Source organism: Pseudomonas sp. NGC7 (assembly GCF_047159675.1).
GTDB classification, from domain to species: domain Bacteria; phylum Pseudomonadota; class Gammaproteobacteria; order Pseudomonadales; family Pseudomonadaceae; genus Aquipseudomonas; species Aquipseudomonas kermanshahensis.
In genome coordinates, this window is record NZ_BAAFZY010000001.1 from 5,205,818 (window position 1) to 5,221,894 (window position 16,077).

Below are 16,077 nucleotides of genomic sequence, written 5' to 3' on the forward strand. Positions count from 1 at the left end.
TTTGACACCAGGCACCATAATGAACCCACCATTTTGACACCACAGAAGCCGACTCAAATGTCCCGTACATTCCTGTATGCAAGAGTCAGTACCTCAGACCAGACTGCGGACAATCAGATTCAAGAGGTTAAAGCCCAAGGATTCGAAGTAGCGCCCTACCGAATTGTGACCGAAACGATTTCCGGTAGCATTCCGTCCGGCGAGCGTAAAGAATTCACGAGCCTGATGACCAAGATGGAACCTGGAGACGTACTTCTGGTGACGAAGCTGGACAGACTTGGCAGGAACGCAATGGACGTCCGAGCTACTGTGGAAAATCTCGCTGCCAAGGGTATCAAGGTTCACTGCCTTGCATTGGGCGGGGTCGACCTAACGAGCCCAGCAGGAAAAATGACAATGGGCGTAATCGCTGCGGTCGCGGAGTTTGAGCGTGATCTTTTGATTGAGAGAACCAATGCCGGTCTTTCACGAGCCAGACTAGAAGGTAAAAAACTCGGAAGACCAAATGCTGCGTCAGCAGCACGGGTTCAAGAGTGCAAAGCGGCTGGATCAAGTCAATCATCGACCGCCGGCCAACTTGGGATCAGCCTCAGTACTGTGAAACGACTTTGGAACAAGGCCGGGTAGGGTCCACTCCACTCGACCTTTTACCACCCTTTTTTCAGAGTAAAGGGGCAGCGGGCCCCATTAGGGGTTAGGCTAATAGCTCATTCAAGTATAGCCTGGCCTTATCTGACACTGGCCGCTTATGAGGCTTGTCCGGCTGAGTTGATCCAATTTTCACTCGCTTAGGAACTGTCGTCGTCTTGTTCAATAATGGCGCCTTCCCGCCACCATGTAATATCACGAATCTCTCTTCTGCCAGTATAAATTTGGTACTATACAAATCCTCTAACACACCGATAGCATACCGAACAAACTGCCGGGTGCTGCGAAACTGACTAGAGTAACCTTCAGGCTTAATACTTGACTTCAAGTCTATGTAAAGGACCCGAAGCCTACCACCTTGATTTATAATCGTGACATTATCACAGGCTCGATGATGATCATGACCATTACCAACAGCGAACAATGGAGACATCAATGAAGCTTTTCCTCGCCCCTTATCGGGACAAAAGCTAAACCAGTCCCCACCACCCGCTATCAAGGTGACCTTCCTCAACGTTGCTGACACATCATGCTCTTCTATCAACACGTGCGTATGCTGAGCACCGTTGTATGTACAGCATGAGAGCGTGTCTGAGAATTTCTGAAGCTCCGCCGTCAAAGCCATCAGAGATCCCCCCCATACAATATCTGGCCTTGAATATCGTTCATAACATCAATTGTGTCGTCGAAAGTTTCGACTTCGATACCATGCGCCGGGTCAATTTTTGCCGGGATTAGCGTCTTAACCTTTGGACGTCGACCACTTCCGCCACTGGATTTAAGCAAGCTACCGGTCATGTACAACTTTATACGATTCGGATCAAGCAACTCGCCATCGTCGTACTTGTATGCCTCCTGAACGGCACGTGTATGCCTAGTACGCTGGTGCAACATGATCAAGGTGTTCAATTCCTTAACCAGATAATCACTATGCGTGGTAATGAAGACCTTGAGCCCTGCATTCACCATTCGCCCAACCAGTCTCGCAAATGCGCGCTGCGCCTTAGGGTGCAAGTTTAATTCAGGCTCATCAATTATAAACAAATCGCCGGGATTAGCCTTACAACGCAGATAGAATCCGATATCCAACAGGGCGCGCACACAACTAGATGCCTCATTCATTGTAAACCGCTGCTTCCCTGCCCCCTTGGCTTGGAAAACCAACTGCTGCTTTACAACTTTATACGAGCCACCAATAATGGAGTCGAACGCATTTATAAGCTCTGGATGCTCAGAGGCCAATCCTCCCACACGCTTATCTATATCCTCCAAGTGTCGGACGAACTCGACGTTATCCTCGACAGGCCAAGCATAGTCGGCATCTATACTGCTGTGCAGAATTTGAAAAGGATTGCGCCTCAACTCCTTTGAATCAATCTCGTTGATAGCCTTGATCATACGAGTTCGAGCCATATCCAATTCTTTCCGGAATATCGCAGCCCCAGTACGCTCAGCACTTGAGATATGAACATTTGGCAGATGCGGTGAAAATACGATATCCGCGACGGCATCCGTAACGAAGTCAATCAACCCACCAAATGGCCGACTTGCCAGATCAATGTCAGCCACAAGGACTTCAAGAGTTACGCTCCCTGACTCTTTCGTAATTGTGGCGAGTACTTTCCCGCTTGGACCCGACTTCACCGAATGCTGATACCGGCCTTCAGCGAAGTCATGATTTACACAACTACGAGAAATACACACGACATCTTTGAAAACCTCGGGCTCTGTTGCAAAAACACGAGGCAACATATGGATATAGGCGCGACCCAGCTTGCCCAAATAGTGGTCAATTTTCCCACCAAACATGGCCTGCAGGTCTAACTGATACCTATCGGTGTCCTTCAGGACAGCCTCAATATCCCCCCCGATTACAGCACGCAGAAGACTTCGCCAACTACGCAAAAAACCATAAATGCCATAGGTAGCATAGGTCTTACCCGTGTTGTTTTCACCACAGATCAGGGTAAGGTCGGCTAGCTCAATGTCGGCCTCATCGAGTAGTCCAAGCCGTTCGAAATGAAAATGCATCAATGCAGCTCCGCTCCAATGTTGATCACACACGACTGACAGCAGCGTCGGGCATGGCATTTTGACCTGATGATCCGATGGAGACCACATATTCTTGGGAGGCAGCATCTCTGCTCAGGGCACTCAAGCTGGCGCCAGAACTGCTGGGTAGAAATACTGGATAGAAACCAGAAATGAAAAAGCCCCGCAAACCTTTGATTTGCGGGGCTTTTCAGAATGTGGCGGTGAAGAAGGGATTTGAACCCTTGATACGATTTCTCGTATACACACTTTCCAGGCGTGCTCCTTCGACCACTCGGACACTTCACCGTTTTCTCTTCAAGCCTTTCAGCCTGTCGAGGCGCGCTAATTTAGTGGAAGGCCTTTCCTTTGGCAAGCATTTTTTTCAAATTTTTCATGCATTTGCATTTGAGGCCCGGTAAACGCTGACCGGCCAGTCAGCCTTGCTGCTTTACCTGGCCCACGGCGCTGGGTAACGTCGTCGCCACGCCAACAAAAGGACTCTGCCATGAGCGAGCTGATTACCTACCACGCCGAAGACGGCATCGCCACCCTGACCCTGAACAACGGCAAGGTCAACGCCATATCGCCGGATGTCATCACTGCCTTCAACGCCGCCCTCGACCGCGCCGAACAGGAACGTGCCGTGGTGATCATCACCGGGCAGCCGGGCATTCTGTCTGGCGGCTACGACCTCAAGGTCATGACCAGTGGCCCCAAAGAGGCGATAGGCCTGGTTACCGCCGGCTCCACCCTCGCCCGCCGCCTGCTGTCGCACCCGTTCCCGGTGATCGTCGCCTGCCCCGGTAATGCCGTGGCCAAAGGGGCCTTCCTGCTGCTGTCGGCCGACTACCGCATTGGTGTCGACGGGCCCTACAAGGTCTGCCTGAACGAAGTGCAGATCGGCATGACCATGCACCATGCCGGCATCGAACTGGCACGCGACCGCCTGCGCCGCTCGGCCTTCCACCGCTCGGTGATCAACGCCGAGATCTTCGACCCGCAAGGCGCACTGGACGCCGGCTTCCTCGATAAGGTGGTGCCGGCCGAGCAACTGCACGAGGCGGCCCTGGCTGCGGCCCGTGAACTGAAGAAGCTGAACATGCTGGCGCACAAAAACACCAAGCTGAAGGTGCGCAAGGGCCTACTGGAGGCTCTGGACAAGGCTATTGAGCTGGATCAGAGCCACATGGGCTAACCCTGCCGATCGACAGACTCACCCCAGGTTTGCCTCTTTGAGTGCACAGTCGTACACTGGAATGCGACTATCTGGTGTGAGTCATCCCATGCTTTATTCGTTGCGCATGCTCCTGCTGGCCCTGCATTTTCTGTTGGTTGGCGCCGTCGGCCTGATTATCGGCCTGTGCCGCCCCTTCAACCCCGACAACAGCCGGGTATTTGCCCGGCTTTATAGCGTGCCGGCCGCTTGGCTGATGCGCGTCAAGGTCAAGGCCGAAGTCGGCCCATTGTTCGATCACCCGCCCGGTTGCGTCATCATCGCCAACCATCAGTCCAATTTCGACCTGTTCCTCATTGGCCAGGCCGTGCCGCGGCGCACCGTGGCTATTGGTAAAAAAAGCCTGGGCTGGATCCCGTTGTTCGGCCAGCTGTTCTGGCTGGGCGGCAACGTGCTGGTCGACCGCAAGAATGCCTACCAGGCGCGCAAGGCGCTGCAAAAGACCACGCGGGTGCTGCAGGACGATACATCGATCTGGATTTTCCCCGAGGGCACCCGCAACCCGGCAGAGCACCTGCTGGCGTTCAAGAAAGGCGCCTTTCACATGGCCATCGAAGCCGGTGTACCGATCGTGCCGGTGTGCGTCAGCCGCTATGCCCGGCGTTTGAACCTGAACAGCTGGCGGCAGCGGACGGTGATCGTACGCTCGCTGCCGCCGATTGCTACCGCGGGTTTGAGCCAGCGCGACATCCCCGCCCTGGTCGAACAGTGCCGCAGCCAGATGCAGCAGTGCATCGACCGCATGGAAGATGAACTCGCACGCCGCTAGGTTGCCCTCTGGGCCCTTACAGCCCAAGCTGTAAGAGTGTTCAATCGAATAAGTGGACAACCATGGGTCGAGTCGTGGCGTCGGCGGTGTACAGCGCCGGCAGAAAGGTCACTAACATCAGCATCGACGAAGGCAGCGAATGGGCGCGCAAGCCCGGCCACTTCGTCTGGATCGGCCTCGAAGAGCCCAACGCCGAGGAGCTGGCCAACCTGCAGCGGCAGTTCAACCTGCACGAGCTGGCCATTGAAGACGCGCTGGAAAAGCACAGCCGGCCCAAGCTTGAAACTTTCGGTGATGCGCTGTTCATCGTCACCTATTCGCCGGTACGTCATGAAGGCAAGCTGGAGTTCATCGAAACCCATATCTTTGCTGGCAATGGCTACATCATCACCTGCCGCAACGGCCACTCGAAATCCTACGCCCTGGTGCGCCAACGCTGCGAAGCACGGCCGCTGCTGCTGGAGCATGGCGAAGATTTCGTGCTGTATGCGCTGCTCGACTTCGTGACCGAGAACTACCAGCCGGTCAGCGAGGCGATCCATGGCGAAATTGAAGAACTGGAACAAAGCGTGCTGGGCGGTTCGCTGCAAGAGGATGACATCCGGCGGCTGCACAGCCTGCGGCGCGACATCTTGCGCCTGCGCCGGTACGTGGCGCCGATGCTGGAGGTGAGCGAAGAACTGCAGCGCCTGAGCTTTCCGTTCATCGACAAGAACATGCGACCGTATTTTCGCGATGTGCAGATTCATGTCACGCGGCAGATGGAAGACCTGGTCGGCATTCGCGATATCGCCAGCCAGACCATCGAGATCGGCATGTTGCTGGAGTCGTCGCGCCAAAGCATCGTGCAACGCAAGTTCGCGGCCTGGGCGGCGATTCTGGCCTTCCCTACGGCGATTGCCGGGATTTATGGGATGAACTTTCAGAACATGCCGGAGCTGGCGTGGCAGTACGGGTACTTTGGTGTGCTGGGGGTGATTGGGTTGGGGTGTGCGGGGTTGTATGCCAGCTTCAAGAAGTCGGGTTGGCTTTGAGATGTTGGGGCCGCTGTGCGGCCCATCGCAGGCAAGCCAGCTCCTACAGGTACAGCACTGATGTTGGGGCCGCTGTGCGGCCCCCCGCCATCACGCCACGCCGTCTTTACTCACCGACTGCCCAATGAACCGCAACATCCACTCGCCCACCAGGTCGCCCTGGTGCTCGGTGGCCAGGCTGGCAATGGCCTTGTGGTACACCTCATCCCCCAACGACGTCTGCCGCGCATCCAGCAACGCCCGGGAGTAGTCATGCACGAACTCCGGGTGCCCCTGGAAGCACAGCACCTGGTCACGAATGTGGTAGGCGGCGTTGGGGCAGAAGTCGCTGGAGGCAATTACGGTAGCGCCTTCCGGCAGCTCGGTGACCTGGTCCTGGTGGCTGATCAGCAAGGTCAGCTCGGAAACCTCCGGGTCCATCCAGGGCGCATGCGCCGCCAGTGAATAACGGTGGATGCCCACACCCCAGCCCTTCTCGGCGCGCTCGGCCTTGCCACCCAGGGTCAAAGCCAGCAGCTGATGGCCAAAACACACGCCCAGCAGCTTCTCGCCCCGTGCGTAGAGTTTTAACAAGTAAGCCTTGAGCGTCTGGATCCAAGGGTCGGAACCGAACGAATCGGCCTTGCTGCCCGTCACAAGGTAGGCATCGAACACTTCATCGTCGGCGGGATAGTCGCCGTTCATCACGTTGTACACGCGAAACTCGGCGGCGATCGGCTGACGCGAGAACAGCTGCTCGAACATCCTGCCATAGCCGTGGTACTGCGCCGTCAACTCCGGTCGCAGGACATCGGTTTCCAGGATGCAGATGCGTAACGACATAGAAATAGTCCTGAACGACATGGGTGGGAATCTGCTGTAGAGACTGCCGCGAAAGGCACGTACAAGCAAGTAGGCTGCACTGACGAACGGTCATATTTCGCCGGCGTGTCGTTTGCAGTAACGCCACTGTCTAGCGAGAGCATGCCAGCCAGCTGGCCATTGGCCTCATAACCCAATGAAATTAACCAGCCTTACAATTAGAACAAAGGGTTCTCAAACATGGATGACGCACACCCTACTGTTGGTTGTATATCGACTTTCAAGAGGCAAGCAGAACAGGCGTCAACTTACGCCACTGCGATCGACCCGAAACGCGACAGGGAAGCCAACGGGTATTCAGGAATAACAACAAGAAGGCGGTCCGCCATGTTCAGACAATCGAAAATACGCCAAGCAGGGCTCATTCTCTTCGCCACGACTCTACTGCTGATACTGCCGAACCTGACACGTTTGTTCGGCTGACGGTGGCTGTGGCGTCAACAGGCAGCGCGCATGTAACCTGCCGGCCTTGAAGGTCGGAGATTCCCCATGCGCCACTGCCTTGCCCTACTCGCCCTGCTTTTGAGCCTGCCACTGTCGGCGGCGCAGCTGCACCTTGAGCTGGGCGACACCTCGCGCCAGTGGAGCAGCGCCGAGCTGCTAGCCCACCCGCAGGCGCGCGACATCAGCATCAAGCAGGACGTTTCCTATAAGCGCCCCATGCAGTATCGCGCGGTCCCCTTGGCTGTGCTGCTGCAGGGTGTGGGTGTGAACGACCACTTGCAAGCCGTGGCGCTGGATGGTTTTGCTGCCGAAATGCCTGCCGCGCCGCTGCTGCAGCAAGGGCCGGCGCGTGCCTGGCTGGCCGTCGAAGACCCGGCCAAGCCGTGGCCCGCGTTGGGCAACGGCAAGCCGAGCGCCGGGCCGTTTTACCTGGTCTGGACAGCACCGCAGGCCAGCGGCATCCGCCCAGAGCAGTGGCCGTTCCAGATCGCCAGCATCCGCCGCCTGGCTTCGGTGGAGCAACGTTTCCCGGCACTGCTGCCAGACCCGAAGCTCCCGGCCGATAACCCGGTGCGCCAGGGGTTTGCGTTGTTCCAGCAGAACTGCCTGGCCTGCCACCGCCTCAATGGCGCGGGTGATGCCCAATTTGGGCCAGACTTGAACCTGCCGCACAACCCTACCGAGTACTTCCAGCCGGCATTTTTGCGCAAGCTGATACGTGACCCGCAAAGCCTTCGAACGTGGCCGCAGGCGAAGATGCCGGGGTTTACAGAGGCGGTGCTCAGCGAGCAGGAGCTGGATGCGCTACTGGCTTATCTGGGGCATATGGCGGGGCGTAAGCCCTGAGAGGTTGGGGCCGCTTGGCGGCCCTTCGCGGCACAAGGCCGCTCCTACAGGGAGGTGCATAAGCCTGTGGAGCGGCAGTGGGTGAGTCAGGGTCAGGCGCACAGTCGCTCTTGCTTGACGCCCCATCCTTCGACCTCGCCACCGTACGGTGAAACGAGTTGCTCGAACGTTTCTTCGAAGTCGCCAATCCCTCCATAAGTGGCATACATGACCTTGCTCAGTTCAAGGTGCCAGGCGCCATCTTTGCGTTCGCGTACCTGGGCGTTGAGGGACTCGCCACGAAATTGCCCGGCTGCCCGTCGCGCGCCGGCTTCATCAGGGAATACTGCGTAGAACTCGATAGGGTGGATGCGGGTGAAGTCAAAACCGCCAGCTTTCATCTGGCGCAGGACATTGCTGCTGATATCGTCGTTCTGGCTGCTCATGAATCGTCCTCCTGCAATGCAATGGATAGACTTTCCGGGCACTACGTACCTGCCGGCGGTGCCGGACAGATCGAGTTGTATAGAGCTGATGCAAGACGCGAATGTTATGGGTGCCGACCCGCAGAATAGGCCGGCACCTGGGTCCAGCGTAGTGCCTGCGTGGGCACCACGTCAACGCAAGCTTCAGGGCGCTTCCTGGATACGGGTGATGGTGACGCCATTTTGCTCTTTGAGCCAACGTGCCGTGGGGGATGGTGCACGGTCCTGGAAGTCGTTGAGGTCTAATTCATCCATGACCGGAAACAAGTGCGAGCGAATGGCACGGGCCGCGTCTTCTTCGCTGGGGCAATGTTCAGCCCGCAGCCGCAATGACGTAGGTTCGCCTTTCTGGTCGGCAAAGATGACTTCCCACTCTTTCATGGAACGAGCCCTCGATCTGAAGAACGCCGGGTGTGTGGCGCCTGTATAGCTTGACCTTGGGCGGGGGGATTTGTTCAGTTGGCAGGGCTTTGCGGTGGCGAAGGGGCCGCGAAGCGGCCCCTATTGCAGCGTTACTTCGGCGTGCCGTGCACAACGCCAGCGGTGTTGTCCAAGAGGCTCTTGGTCGCCGTCTGGATGTACGCTTCAAGCTTTTTCAGCATTTCCGGCTGGTCCGGGCTTTCGATCAGCTCGGCCTTGAACTCGCTGCCCAACTGGTAGCGGTACATGCGCGGGCTCATGTCCTTGGACTCGATGAGGATGCGGTCACCCTGCACCAAACCAACGATCTGTTCGCTGCCCGACGGCTTGATCATGCCCACGCCCTGGTCGCCCTCAGGCAGGTTGAGCAGGTCGCGGCCCCAGCACTGATGGCGGGTCTGGCCACCCAGGCGGCCCATGATGGTCGGCACGATGTCGACCTGGGTACCGACGGTGTGGTCGACCGCACCGAACTTCTCCTGGATGCCCGGGGCAATCAGCAGCAGCGGTACGTTGAAGCGGCCCAGGTCCAGCTCGGTGACCTGCTGGTGGTTGCCGAAGCCGTGGTCGCCGACGATGACGAACAGGGTCTCCTTGAAGTACGGCTCTTTGCGCGCCTTCTCGAAGAACTGGCCCAACGCCCAGTCGGAATAACGCATGGCCGTCAGGTGCTCGTCCAGGCGGCCCTGGCCGGTCACAGGCGCTACGGGCAGGTCCTTGGGCAACGCGTACGGCGTGTGGTTGGACAAGGTTTGCAGCAGCGCATAGATCGGCTTCTTGCCGTCGTGCTTGGCCAGCTCCTCAGCGCCACGGTCGAACATGTCCTGGTCGGACACACCCCAGGTCGGGTCGGAGAACACCGGGTTGACGAAGTCATTGCGGCCAATGAACGTGGTCATGCCTTGGTTGCCGAAGAAACCGGACTGGTTGTCCCAGGCGAAGTCACCGTTGTAGACGTACACGTCGTCGTAATCGCGGGCGCTGAGCAGTGCCGGCAGGCCCGACAGCTTGTGCCCGCCTTCCGGGGTCTGCATCAGGTATTCGAAGCCTGGCAGGTTAGGGAAGCAGGCCATGGTAGCGAACATGCCCTGGTGGGTATGGGTGCCGTTGGAGAAGAAGCGGTCGAACAGCAACCCTTCCTTGGCCAGTTTGTCGAAGTACGGGGTGATGTTGTTAGGGCTGCCCAGGGCGCCCACCGAGTGGCCGGCGAAGCTCTCCATGAGGATCACCACGACGTTCTTGATCGGCAGGGTACGGTCGGCCGGTGGCACGAAGTCACGGCGGATCGCCGCTTCGTCGGCGTCGACCAGGGTGTCGTGAGCGGTCAGCAGTTGCTCACGCACGGTCTGCGTGGCCAGCGGCTGGTCCAGCACCGGCTTCCAGATGTTGGCGCGGTCTTCGCCGAAGCGGCTCTTGGCAGCATCGATCAACGTCAGGGTGCCGTTCAGGCCCAGTTGGTTGACGAAGTTGGAGTCGGTGGTGAAGGCATCACCCCAACGCATCGGCGGGCCCTGGCGCAGGGTGCCACGGGCGGCGACCACGGCCACCAGCAGGATCACCATGAACACCGCCAGGCGGTTGTACCACGGCGCTACGCTGCGCTGCGGGGTGGCGCCGGTCGGCTGGCCGCCGCGCGTCATGCGGTCGATGCCCTTGAACAGCAGGCTCAGCAGCCAGGTGCCAATGACCCAGGCCAACAGGTAACGGACCACCGGGAAGCCGTACCAGAGCATGCTCATGACGGTCTTGGGGTCTTCCTTGATGTACTGGAACACCAGGCCGTTGAGGCGCTGGTGGAACTCGCGGTAGAAGTCCATCTCCATCAGGCCGAGGAACATCACCACGCTGGAGGCGAGGGTCAGCCACAGCCGGAACACGCCACGCCGGGCCATAGCCCAAGGGCTGAGAATGGCCAACAGCAGCGGAATGCTGATGTACACCACCACCCGCAGGTCGAAGCGCAACCCGTTGAGGAAGCCTTCAGCGACAGTCGCATAGGGGGTATCGCCGATCATGTCGCTGTTGTAGACCAACAGCGCCAGGCGCACGAGGCTGAGCATCAGCATGATGACCAGGCCGCTGAGCAGCGTGTAGGCCAGGTGGGATTTCAGGGTCGGCGCGAACGACGCTCGCGCGCCCTGTTTCAAGGCATCCGTGTTAGCCATGAATGGGAAAGTCCTAGGATTGCGGGTTTGCGGAGATGGCGAAGGTTAATACCAACGCAGCATTGTGCGGGTGCGGATTCTGTTTAAACCAATGTGAAAATTTTGTCACGGCCGCATTTCTGCTTATGTCCGCTATCAGATCCGCACATTGCCCCTGGGCCCGGCAATTGCCCAGATCACCAGCCCAATCACCGGCAGCAGCGCGATCAGCAGAATCCACAACACCTTGATGCCCACTTCGCTGCCACTTTTGATCACATTGAGGATCGCCCAGATATCCAGGGCCAGAATGATCAGGCCAACCAAGCTATTGAATGTAGACCCCATGCCGCTACTCCCTCGCAAAGACGTTGCAGCACAGCATAGCCAGCTATCACGTCGATAGAAGGGAATCCTTGGCCGATCGTGCAGGTCCTTGCTTAGACTGCCTGTATTCATTGATTCGAGGTTCGCATGCCCCCAGCCCATTCCGAAACCGCCACCCCACCCTCGCTGCTGAGCGCCTGGCGGCAACAGGTGCTGACGACCCCCTGGCTCAGCGCCGGCCTGGGGTTGAGCCTGCTGGCGGTGATCGTGCTATTGGCGGCAAGCCTGTGGAACGCGGTCAACGGCGACCATGCCGACAACCTGCACCTGGCGCTGCTGGGCGGTTTGTCCGGCTTTGGCGCCACGGCCCTGGGCGCGGTACTGGCGGTGGTGCTGCGTGATGTGAGTGCGCGCACCCAGGATGTGATGCTCGGCTTTGCCGCCGGCATGATGCTGGCCGCCAGTTCGTTTTCGTTGATTCTGCCGGGCCTGGATGCCGCCCGCGAGATCACCGGCAACGGCCCGGCGGCGGCGTTTACCGTGGTGCTGGGCATGGGCCTTGGGGTATTGCTGATGCTGGGCCTGGACCGCTTCACCCCACACGAGCACGAGAGCACTGGCCCTTGCGGCCCGGAGGCAGAGCGCATCAACCGGGTGTGGCTGTTCGTATTGGCGATTACCCTGCACAACCTGCCCGAAGGCATGGCGATTGGGGTGAGTTTCGCCAATGGCGACATGAACATCGGCCTGCCGCTGACCAGCGCGATCGCCATCCAGGACATCCCTGAAGGCCTGGCCGTGGCCTTGGCGTTGCGCGCCACGGGGCTGTCGAACATGAAGGCGGCGTTGGTGGCGGTGGGGTCAGGGCTGATGGAGCCACTGGGTGCGGTGATCGGCCTGGGGATTTCCACTGGTTTTGCCTTGGCCTACCCGATAAGCATGGGCCTGGCGGCGGGGGCGATGATTTTTGTGGTGTCCCACGAGGTGATTCCCGAGACCCATCGCAATGGCCACCAGACGGCGGCGACCCTGGGGTTGATGGGTGGGTTTGGGGTGATGATGTTTCTGGATACAGCGCTGGGCTGAAGACTTTGGTTGCCTGCACCGGCCTCTTCGCGGGCAAGCCCGCTCCCACAGGATCACCACAGCCCAGAGGCCACTGGTAATCCAGTGCCCATAGGATCACCACAGTTCAGAAGCCACTGGCATTCCTGTGGGAGCGGCGGTGCGGCGGTCCGACTTGCCCCGCGAAGAGGCCGGTACAGGCAGCCATCAAATCAGACGTGAACCGCGACCTTCAAAGCCTCCAAAGCCGGCTCGGTCTTGATCCCCACCTCAGCCCCCAACTCCAGCACCCGTGCCAGGTCATGCTGGCCGACCATCACCATCTGCAATTCATCATCCAGCAACTGGCTGAAGTTCAGCAGCACATACCCCCCCGCCTCCTTGTTCAACGCCCCCATCTGCACCTGGATGCGATTGAGCGCGGTCAGTGGCTCGGTGCGCGCCAGCTGCTTGGGCTTGAGGGTGAACGGCACGCTCTTGTCGAACGAGTCGGTGATGTTCTGGAACAGGTCCTGATAGCTGTCAGCCTGGAACAGCACGGTGTCCGGCAGGCTGCCCAGCACGATCCACTCCCCCAGCGGGATGGGGAAAGTGTCGTCGTAGTTGATGTCCGGGTTGGCCGCCAGGAAGGCGACGGGGTCGGCGTAGGCCTGGGCGGCCTCGTCGGCGATGCGCTCGATGTCTTCATCGCGCATGCAACCGGCGCCGATGAGGGTGATGAGTTCGAGCAATTGGTTTTTCATGAAGGGGGCCTGCGACCGGTGAAAAGTCGCCAAGGATAGCCGCAAACGCCCCCGGACAGTTAGCCGGCCAGCGCCTGCAGGCGCGCCACGGCGTCTGCCGCGCCCATGGTTTGCGCGGCCATCAGCGCGGTGGCGCCGCGGGCATCCTGGTGTGCCGGGTCGGCACCTTGGGCCAGCAGGTAGTCGAGGATCTCGCTGCGGTTGAACATCGCCGCCAACATCAGCGCGGTGCGCCCGTCCTGCGCGGCGGCATCGACCGGCACCCCATGCTCCAGCAACAAGCGGATCATGGCCAGGTCGCCTTTGAACGCGGCGCCAGCGATTGGCAGTTGGCCATTGTCATTGGCCATCAATGGGTCGGCGCCGTGCTCCAGCAGCACGCGCACCGCGTCATGGTGGCCGTGGTAGCAGGCCAGCATCAACAAGGTGTCGCCCTTGTGGTTGCGCAGGTTGGCAGGCAGGCCACTGGCAAGCAACCGCTCAAGCATCGGGGCGTCACCTTGGCGGGCGCGTTCGAACACCTGCTCGGCGAAGGCCGCAGTTTCGTCATCGGTCATGGCAGCAGGCGAGGGTTGGACGGTGGACATGTTGAACCTCCTGGCAAAAATGGTTGCCCAAGTCTTTGTCAGGCAAGGCCATGCGGTCAAAGGTTCAGATTCTATCGGGCCGATAGCTGGCCGGCAGGCCGTGCAAATTGCACTGTGCAAAATGCACGACCTTGCAGGTTGCACGAAGAGATCCTTTCGGCATCATCGTAAACCATTGAATTTAAAGGATTTTTAACTTAATCAGTTTCTGGCACGGTCACTGCAACCATCAACTCACGTCTGCCACACAACAGTCAGGAGTTGATATGGACCTCATCCAGGAAAAGTTCGTCTCGGTGTTTTCGGCCTACCAGGTCGCAACCCAGCCCCGCCCCGATGGTGGTGTCTTGCTCACCCTGCGCGCCGCTGATGGCAAGGTTACCCGCCGCGTGTTGACCTACGGCCAACTGCACAGCGCCGAGCAGCTGTCCTGGGCGATCAGCGCCATCCGCCGTGACCTGGCTGAACAGGCCAGCGAGCTGCCGGTGATTTCGATGCTGCAGAGCCAGCAGCGGTTTGCCTTGCCGACCTATCGTTGATTGCCAGCACCGGCCTTTTCGCGGGCAAGTCGGACCGCCGCACCGCCGCTCCCACAGGAATACCACTGACCTGTAGGAGCGGCGGTGCGGCGGTCCGACTTGCCCCGCGAAGAGACCCGCCCAAGCATTACAACTCGTCAATACCTAAAAACGCCCGGGCAGTCTCATCCCCGGTCAACCGCGCCTGCAGCCCCTGCTCACTGCCAAACAACCGCAGCGCCAGGCAGAACGGCGTCTCGCCCAGCTCAACCCAGCGCCGCGTGCCTGCCGGCACCACCAGCTGATCGCCCTTCTCGCACAGCACCGAATACACGAACTCGCCCAAGCGCAAACCCACTTGCGCCCGCCCGCTAACCACAGCGAACACCTCTTCGGCATCATGCACATGCTCGTCACGTACATCCGCCTGTGCCGGGTCCACCCCGTCACGGTTGAGCAGTGTGAAGGCCGCACTGCCGTGGCCGGTCATCAACTGGTCGAAGTGCTCCCTGCAAGCTGCCATCACCTCGTCCTCTGCACTGCCAGGGCGAACCCGCAGCGCAAGCGGGTGATGAACAAAACGCACGCCCTGCTCGGCCAGTGTCGCGGCAATGTCGTCGTGGTGGGTCAGCAGCTTGTTCGGCAGGCCTGGGCTGGACGGGTGGAAAACGCTGAGGGTACTCATCAGTGGCGGGTCCTGGTCGATTGCGAACAAAGGGCAATGATAACGGCTGCGGCCAAGGCTGCGGCGCTGGCCATACCAAAGGTGAAGGTCGGCCCCAGCAGTTTCCAGCTGTAGCCCGAGTACAAGGCGCCCAGCGCACCGCCGGTGCCAGACAACGCCGCGTACAACGCCTGGCCCTGGCCTTGCTGGCGAGCGCCGAAGCTGGCCTGGACGAACGCGATGCAGGCGGCATGGAAGCAGCCAAAGGTGGCCGCGTGCATCACCTGGGCCAGCACCAGCACCGCCGGGTCATCGGCCAGGTTGCCGAGCAGCAGCCAGCGCAAAGACGCCAGCAGGAAACTGGCCAACAACACCCGCTGCACGGAAAACCGCGCAAAAATGCGGCTCATGGCCATGAACACCAGCACCTCGGCCACCACCCCCAGCGCCCACAAAAGGCCGATGGCGCCGCGGCTGTAGCCCAGGTGTTCCAGGTGCAGGGTAAGGAAGGTGTAGTACGGCCCGTGGCTGAGCTGCATCAGCGCCACGCATGCATAAAACGCGATTACCCCAGGTGCCCGCAGTTGCTGTAAAAAGCCGCCCGCCCCGCTGCGCTCGCCCTGCTCCAGCGGCTGGGCATTGGGCACCCACAGGCTGGCGAGGACGATGCCCGCCATGATCGTCACCAGGGCGACCGGGTAGATGTCCAGGCTGAGCCACTCGAACAAGCGCCCCAAGCCCACCACCGTGAGGATGAAACCGATCGAACCCCACAGGCGTACCTGGCTGTAGCGGGCGGTTTGCCCGTGCAGGTGCGCCAGGGTGATGACTTCGAATTGCGGCAGCACCGCGTGCCAGAAGAACGCGTGCAGGGCCATGACCAGCGCCAGCCAGGCGTAGCTCTTGCCGAAGAAGATCAGGGCGAAGCTGGCCAGCGTGCACAAGGCGCCCAGGCGCACGATCAGCAGGCGCTGGCCGGTGCGGTCGCCCAACCAACCCCACAGGTTGGGGGCGACGCAGCGCATCAGCATGGGGATGGCCACCAGCTCGCCGATGCGCGCCGGGGAGAAACCCAAGTGGTCGAAGTACAGCGCCAGGAAAGGGGCTGTGGAGCCCAGCAGGGCGAAGTAGAAGAGGTAGAAGCTGGACAGGCGCCAGTAGGGGATTGGGGGCATGGAATGGGCCGATGGTGTGTTTAGCGTACCGGCTCGATCCCACTGTGTAGGAGCAGCCTTGTGCTGCGAAAGGGCCGGTGAAACCACTGCATGAATGTGC

Annotated in this window: 17 protein-coding genes and 1 tRNA gene; 7 read left to right on the forward strand and 11 right to left on the reverse strand. The window is 59.7% G+C overall.

Annotation, left to right across the window (positions count from 1 at the left end):
- The first annotated feature begins 57 nt into the window (after positions 1-57).
- On the forward strand, positions 58-627 hold the full coding sequence (locus tag ACMCNM_RS23190) for a recombinase family protein (protein WP_412765503.1): 570 nt from the start codon (positions 58-60) through the stop codon (positions 625-627).
- A 645-nt stretch (positions 628-1,272) separates the two neighbouring features.
- Here the strand turns inward: ACMCNM_RS23190 and ACMCNM_RS23195 are convergent.
- Together ACMCNM_RS23195 and ACMCNM_RS23200 are read right to left on the reverse strand one after the other, a co-directional pair.
- Positions 1,273-2,679, reverse strand: coding sequence for an AAA family ATPase (locus ACMCNM_RS23195; RefSeq protein WP_412765504.1), 1,407 nt, complete (start codon positions 2,677-2,679; stop codon positions 1,273-1,275).
- Positions 2,680-2,898: 219 nt separating this feature from the next.
- Positions 2,899-2,988 (reverse strand) — tRNA-Ser (locus ACMCNM_RS23200).
- Positions 2,989-3,187: 199 nt separating this feature from the next.
- On the opposite strand from ACMCNM_RS23200, the gene ACMCNM_RS23205 reads away from it, so the two are divergent.
- From ACMCNM_RS23205 to ACMCNM_RS23215, 3 genes are all read left to right on the forward strand, one after another.
- Positions 3,188-3,877, forward strand: coding sequence for a crotonase/enoyl-CoA hydratase family protein (locus ACMCNM_RS23205; RefSeq protein ID WP_027596028.1), 690 nt, complete (start codon positions 3,188-3,190; stop codon positions 3,875-3,877).
- An 88-nt stretch (positions 3,878-3,965) separates the two neighbouring features.
- Positions 3,966-4,685, forward strand: coding sequence for a lysophospholipid acyltransferase family protein (locus ACMCNM_RS23210; protein WP_186679504.1), 720 nt, complete (start codon positions 3,966-3,968; stop codon positions 4,683-4,685).
- A 62-nt stretch (positions 4,686-4,747) separates the two neighbouring features.
- Positions 4,748-5,719 (forward strand): magnesium and cobalt transport protein CorA, encoded by a 972-nt coding sequence (locus tag ACMCNM_RS23215; protein ID WP_027596026.1) that lies wholly within the window; start codon positions 4,748-4,750, stop codon positions 5,717-5,719.
- Between the two features lie 90 nt (positions 5,720-5,809).
- Here the strand turns inward: ACMCNM_RS23215 and ACMCNM_RS23220 are convergent, their stop codons facing one another.
- Entirely contained in the window at positions 5,810-6,541 is a 732-nt protein-coding gene (locus tag ACMCNM_RS23220) for an amidotransferase (protein WP_186679501.1), read from the reverse strand.
- A gap of 528 nt (positions 6,542-7,069) precedes the next feature.
- Between ACMCNM_RS23220 and ACMCNM_RS23225 the strand changes: the two genes are divergently transcribed.
- Entirely contained in the window at positions 7,070-7,870 is an 801-nt protein-coding gene (locus ACMCNM_RS23225; RefSeq protein ID WP_412765505.1) for a c-type cytochrome, read from the forward strand.
- Positions 7,871-7,962: 92 nt separating this feature from the next.
- Here the strand turns inward: ACMCNM_RS23225 and ACMCNM_RS23230 are convergent, their stop codons facing one another.
- The 4 genes from ACMCNM_RS23230 to ACMCNM_RS23245 form a co-directional block, all read right to left on the reverse strand.
- Positions 7,963-8,295, reverse strand: coding sequence for a ribonuclease E inhibitor RraB (locus ACMCNM_RS23230; protein ID WP_027596023.1), 333 nt, complete (start codon positions 8,293-8,295; stop codon positions 7,963-7,965).
- Positions 8,296-8,478: 183 nt separating this feature from the next.
- Entirely contained in the window at positions 8,479-8,715 is a 237-nt protein-coding gene (locus ACMCNM_RS23235) for a hypothetical protein (RefSeq protein ID WP_027596022.1), read from the reverse strand.
- 131 nt (positions 8,716-8,846) lie between these two features.
- The gene (locus ACMCNM_RS23240; protein ID WP_186679497.1) at positions 8,847-10,919 is read right to left on the reverse strand and encodes an LTA synthase family protein; all 2,073 of its coding nucleotides are present in this window, start codon (positions 10,917-10,919) and stop codon (positions 8,847-8,849) included.
- A 135-nt stretch (positions 10,920-11,054) separates the two neighbouring features.
- On the reverse strand, positions 11,055-11,246 hold the full coding sequence (locus ACMCNM_RS23245; protein WP_027596020.1) for a PLDc N-terminal domain-containing protein: 192 nt from the start codon (positions 11,244-11,246) through the stop codon (positions 11,055-11,057).
- Between the two features lie 126 nt (positions 11,247-11,372).
- On the opposite strand from ACMCNM_RS23245, the gene ACMCNM_RS23250 reads away from it, so the two are divergent.
- Positions 11,373-12,311, forward strand: coding sequence for a ZIP family metal transporter (locus ACMCNM_RS23250; RefSeq protein WP_027596019.1), 939 nt, complete (start codon positions 11,373-11,375; stop codon positions 12,309-12,311).
- 191 nt (positions 12,312-12,502) lie between these two features.
- Here ACMCNM_RS23250 and ACMCNM_RS23255 read toward each other — a convergent pair whose 3' ends face one another.
- Together ACMCNM_RS23255 and ACMCNM_RS23260 are read right to left on the reverse strand one after the other, a co-directional pair.
- Positions 12,503-13,033: a hypothetical protein gene (locus tag ACMCNM_RS23255; protein WP_186703666.1), complete on the reverse strand. Its 531-nt coding sequence runs from the start codon at positions 13,031-13,033 to the stop codon at positions 12,503-12,505.
- A gap of 59 nt (positions 13,034-13,092) precedes the next feature.
- Entirely contained in the window at positions 13,093-13,620 is a 528-nt protein-coding gene (locus ACMCNM_RS23260) for an ankyrin repeat domain-containing protein (RefSeq protein WP_027596017.1), read from the reverse strand.
- Between the two features lie 266 nt (positions 13,621-13,886).
- Between ACMCNM_RS23260 and ACMCNM_RS23265 the strand changes: the two genes are divergently transcribed.
- Complete coding sequence (locus tag ACMCNM_RS23265) at positions 13,887-14,159, forward strand: DUF3509 domain-containing protein (protein WP_027596016.1); 273 nt, start codon at positions 13,887-13,889, stop codon at positions 14,157-14,159.
- 127 nt (positions 14,160-14,286) lie between these two features.
- On the opposite strand, the gene ACMCNM_RS23270 is transcribed toward ACMCNM_RS23265, so the two are convergent.
- Both ACMCNM_RS23270 and ACMCNM_RS23275 read right to left on the reverse strand, forming a co-directional pair.
- A complete protein-coding gene (locus ACMCNM_RS23270; RefSeq protein WP_412765506.1) occupies positions 14,287-14,823 on the reverse strand; it encodes an oxidase in 537 nt (178 codons plus the stop codon).
- Positions 14,823-15,977 carry an MFS transporter gene (locus ACMCNM_RS23275; protein WP_085273719.1) on the reverse strand — a complete coding sequence of 385 codons (1,155 nt, stop codon included), beginning with the start codon at positions 15,975-15,977 and terminating at the stop codon, positions 14,823-14,825. Before ACMCNM_RS23275 ends, ACMCNM_RS23270 begins: the two co-directional genes overlap by 1 nt.
- Between the last annotated feature and the right edge of the window lie 100 nt (positions 15,978-16,077).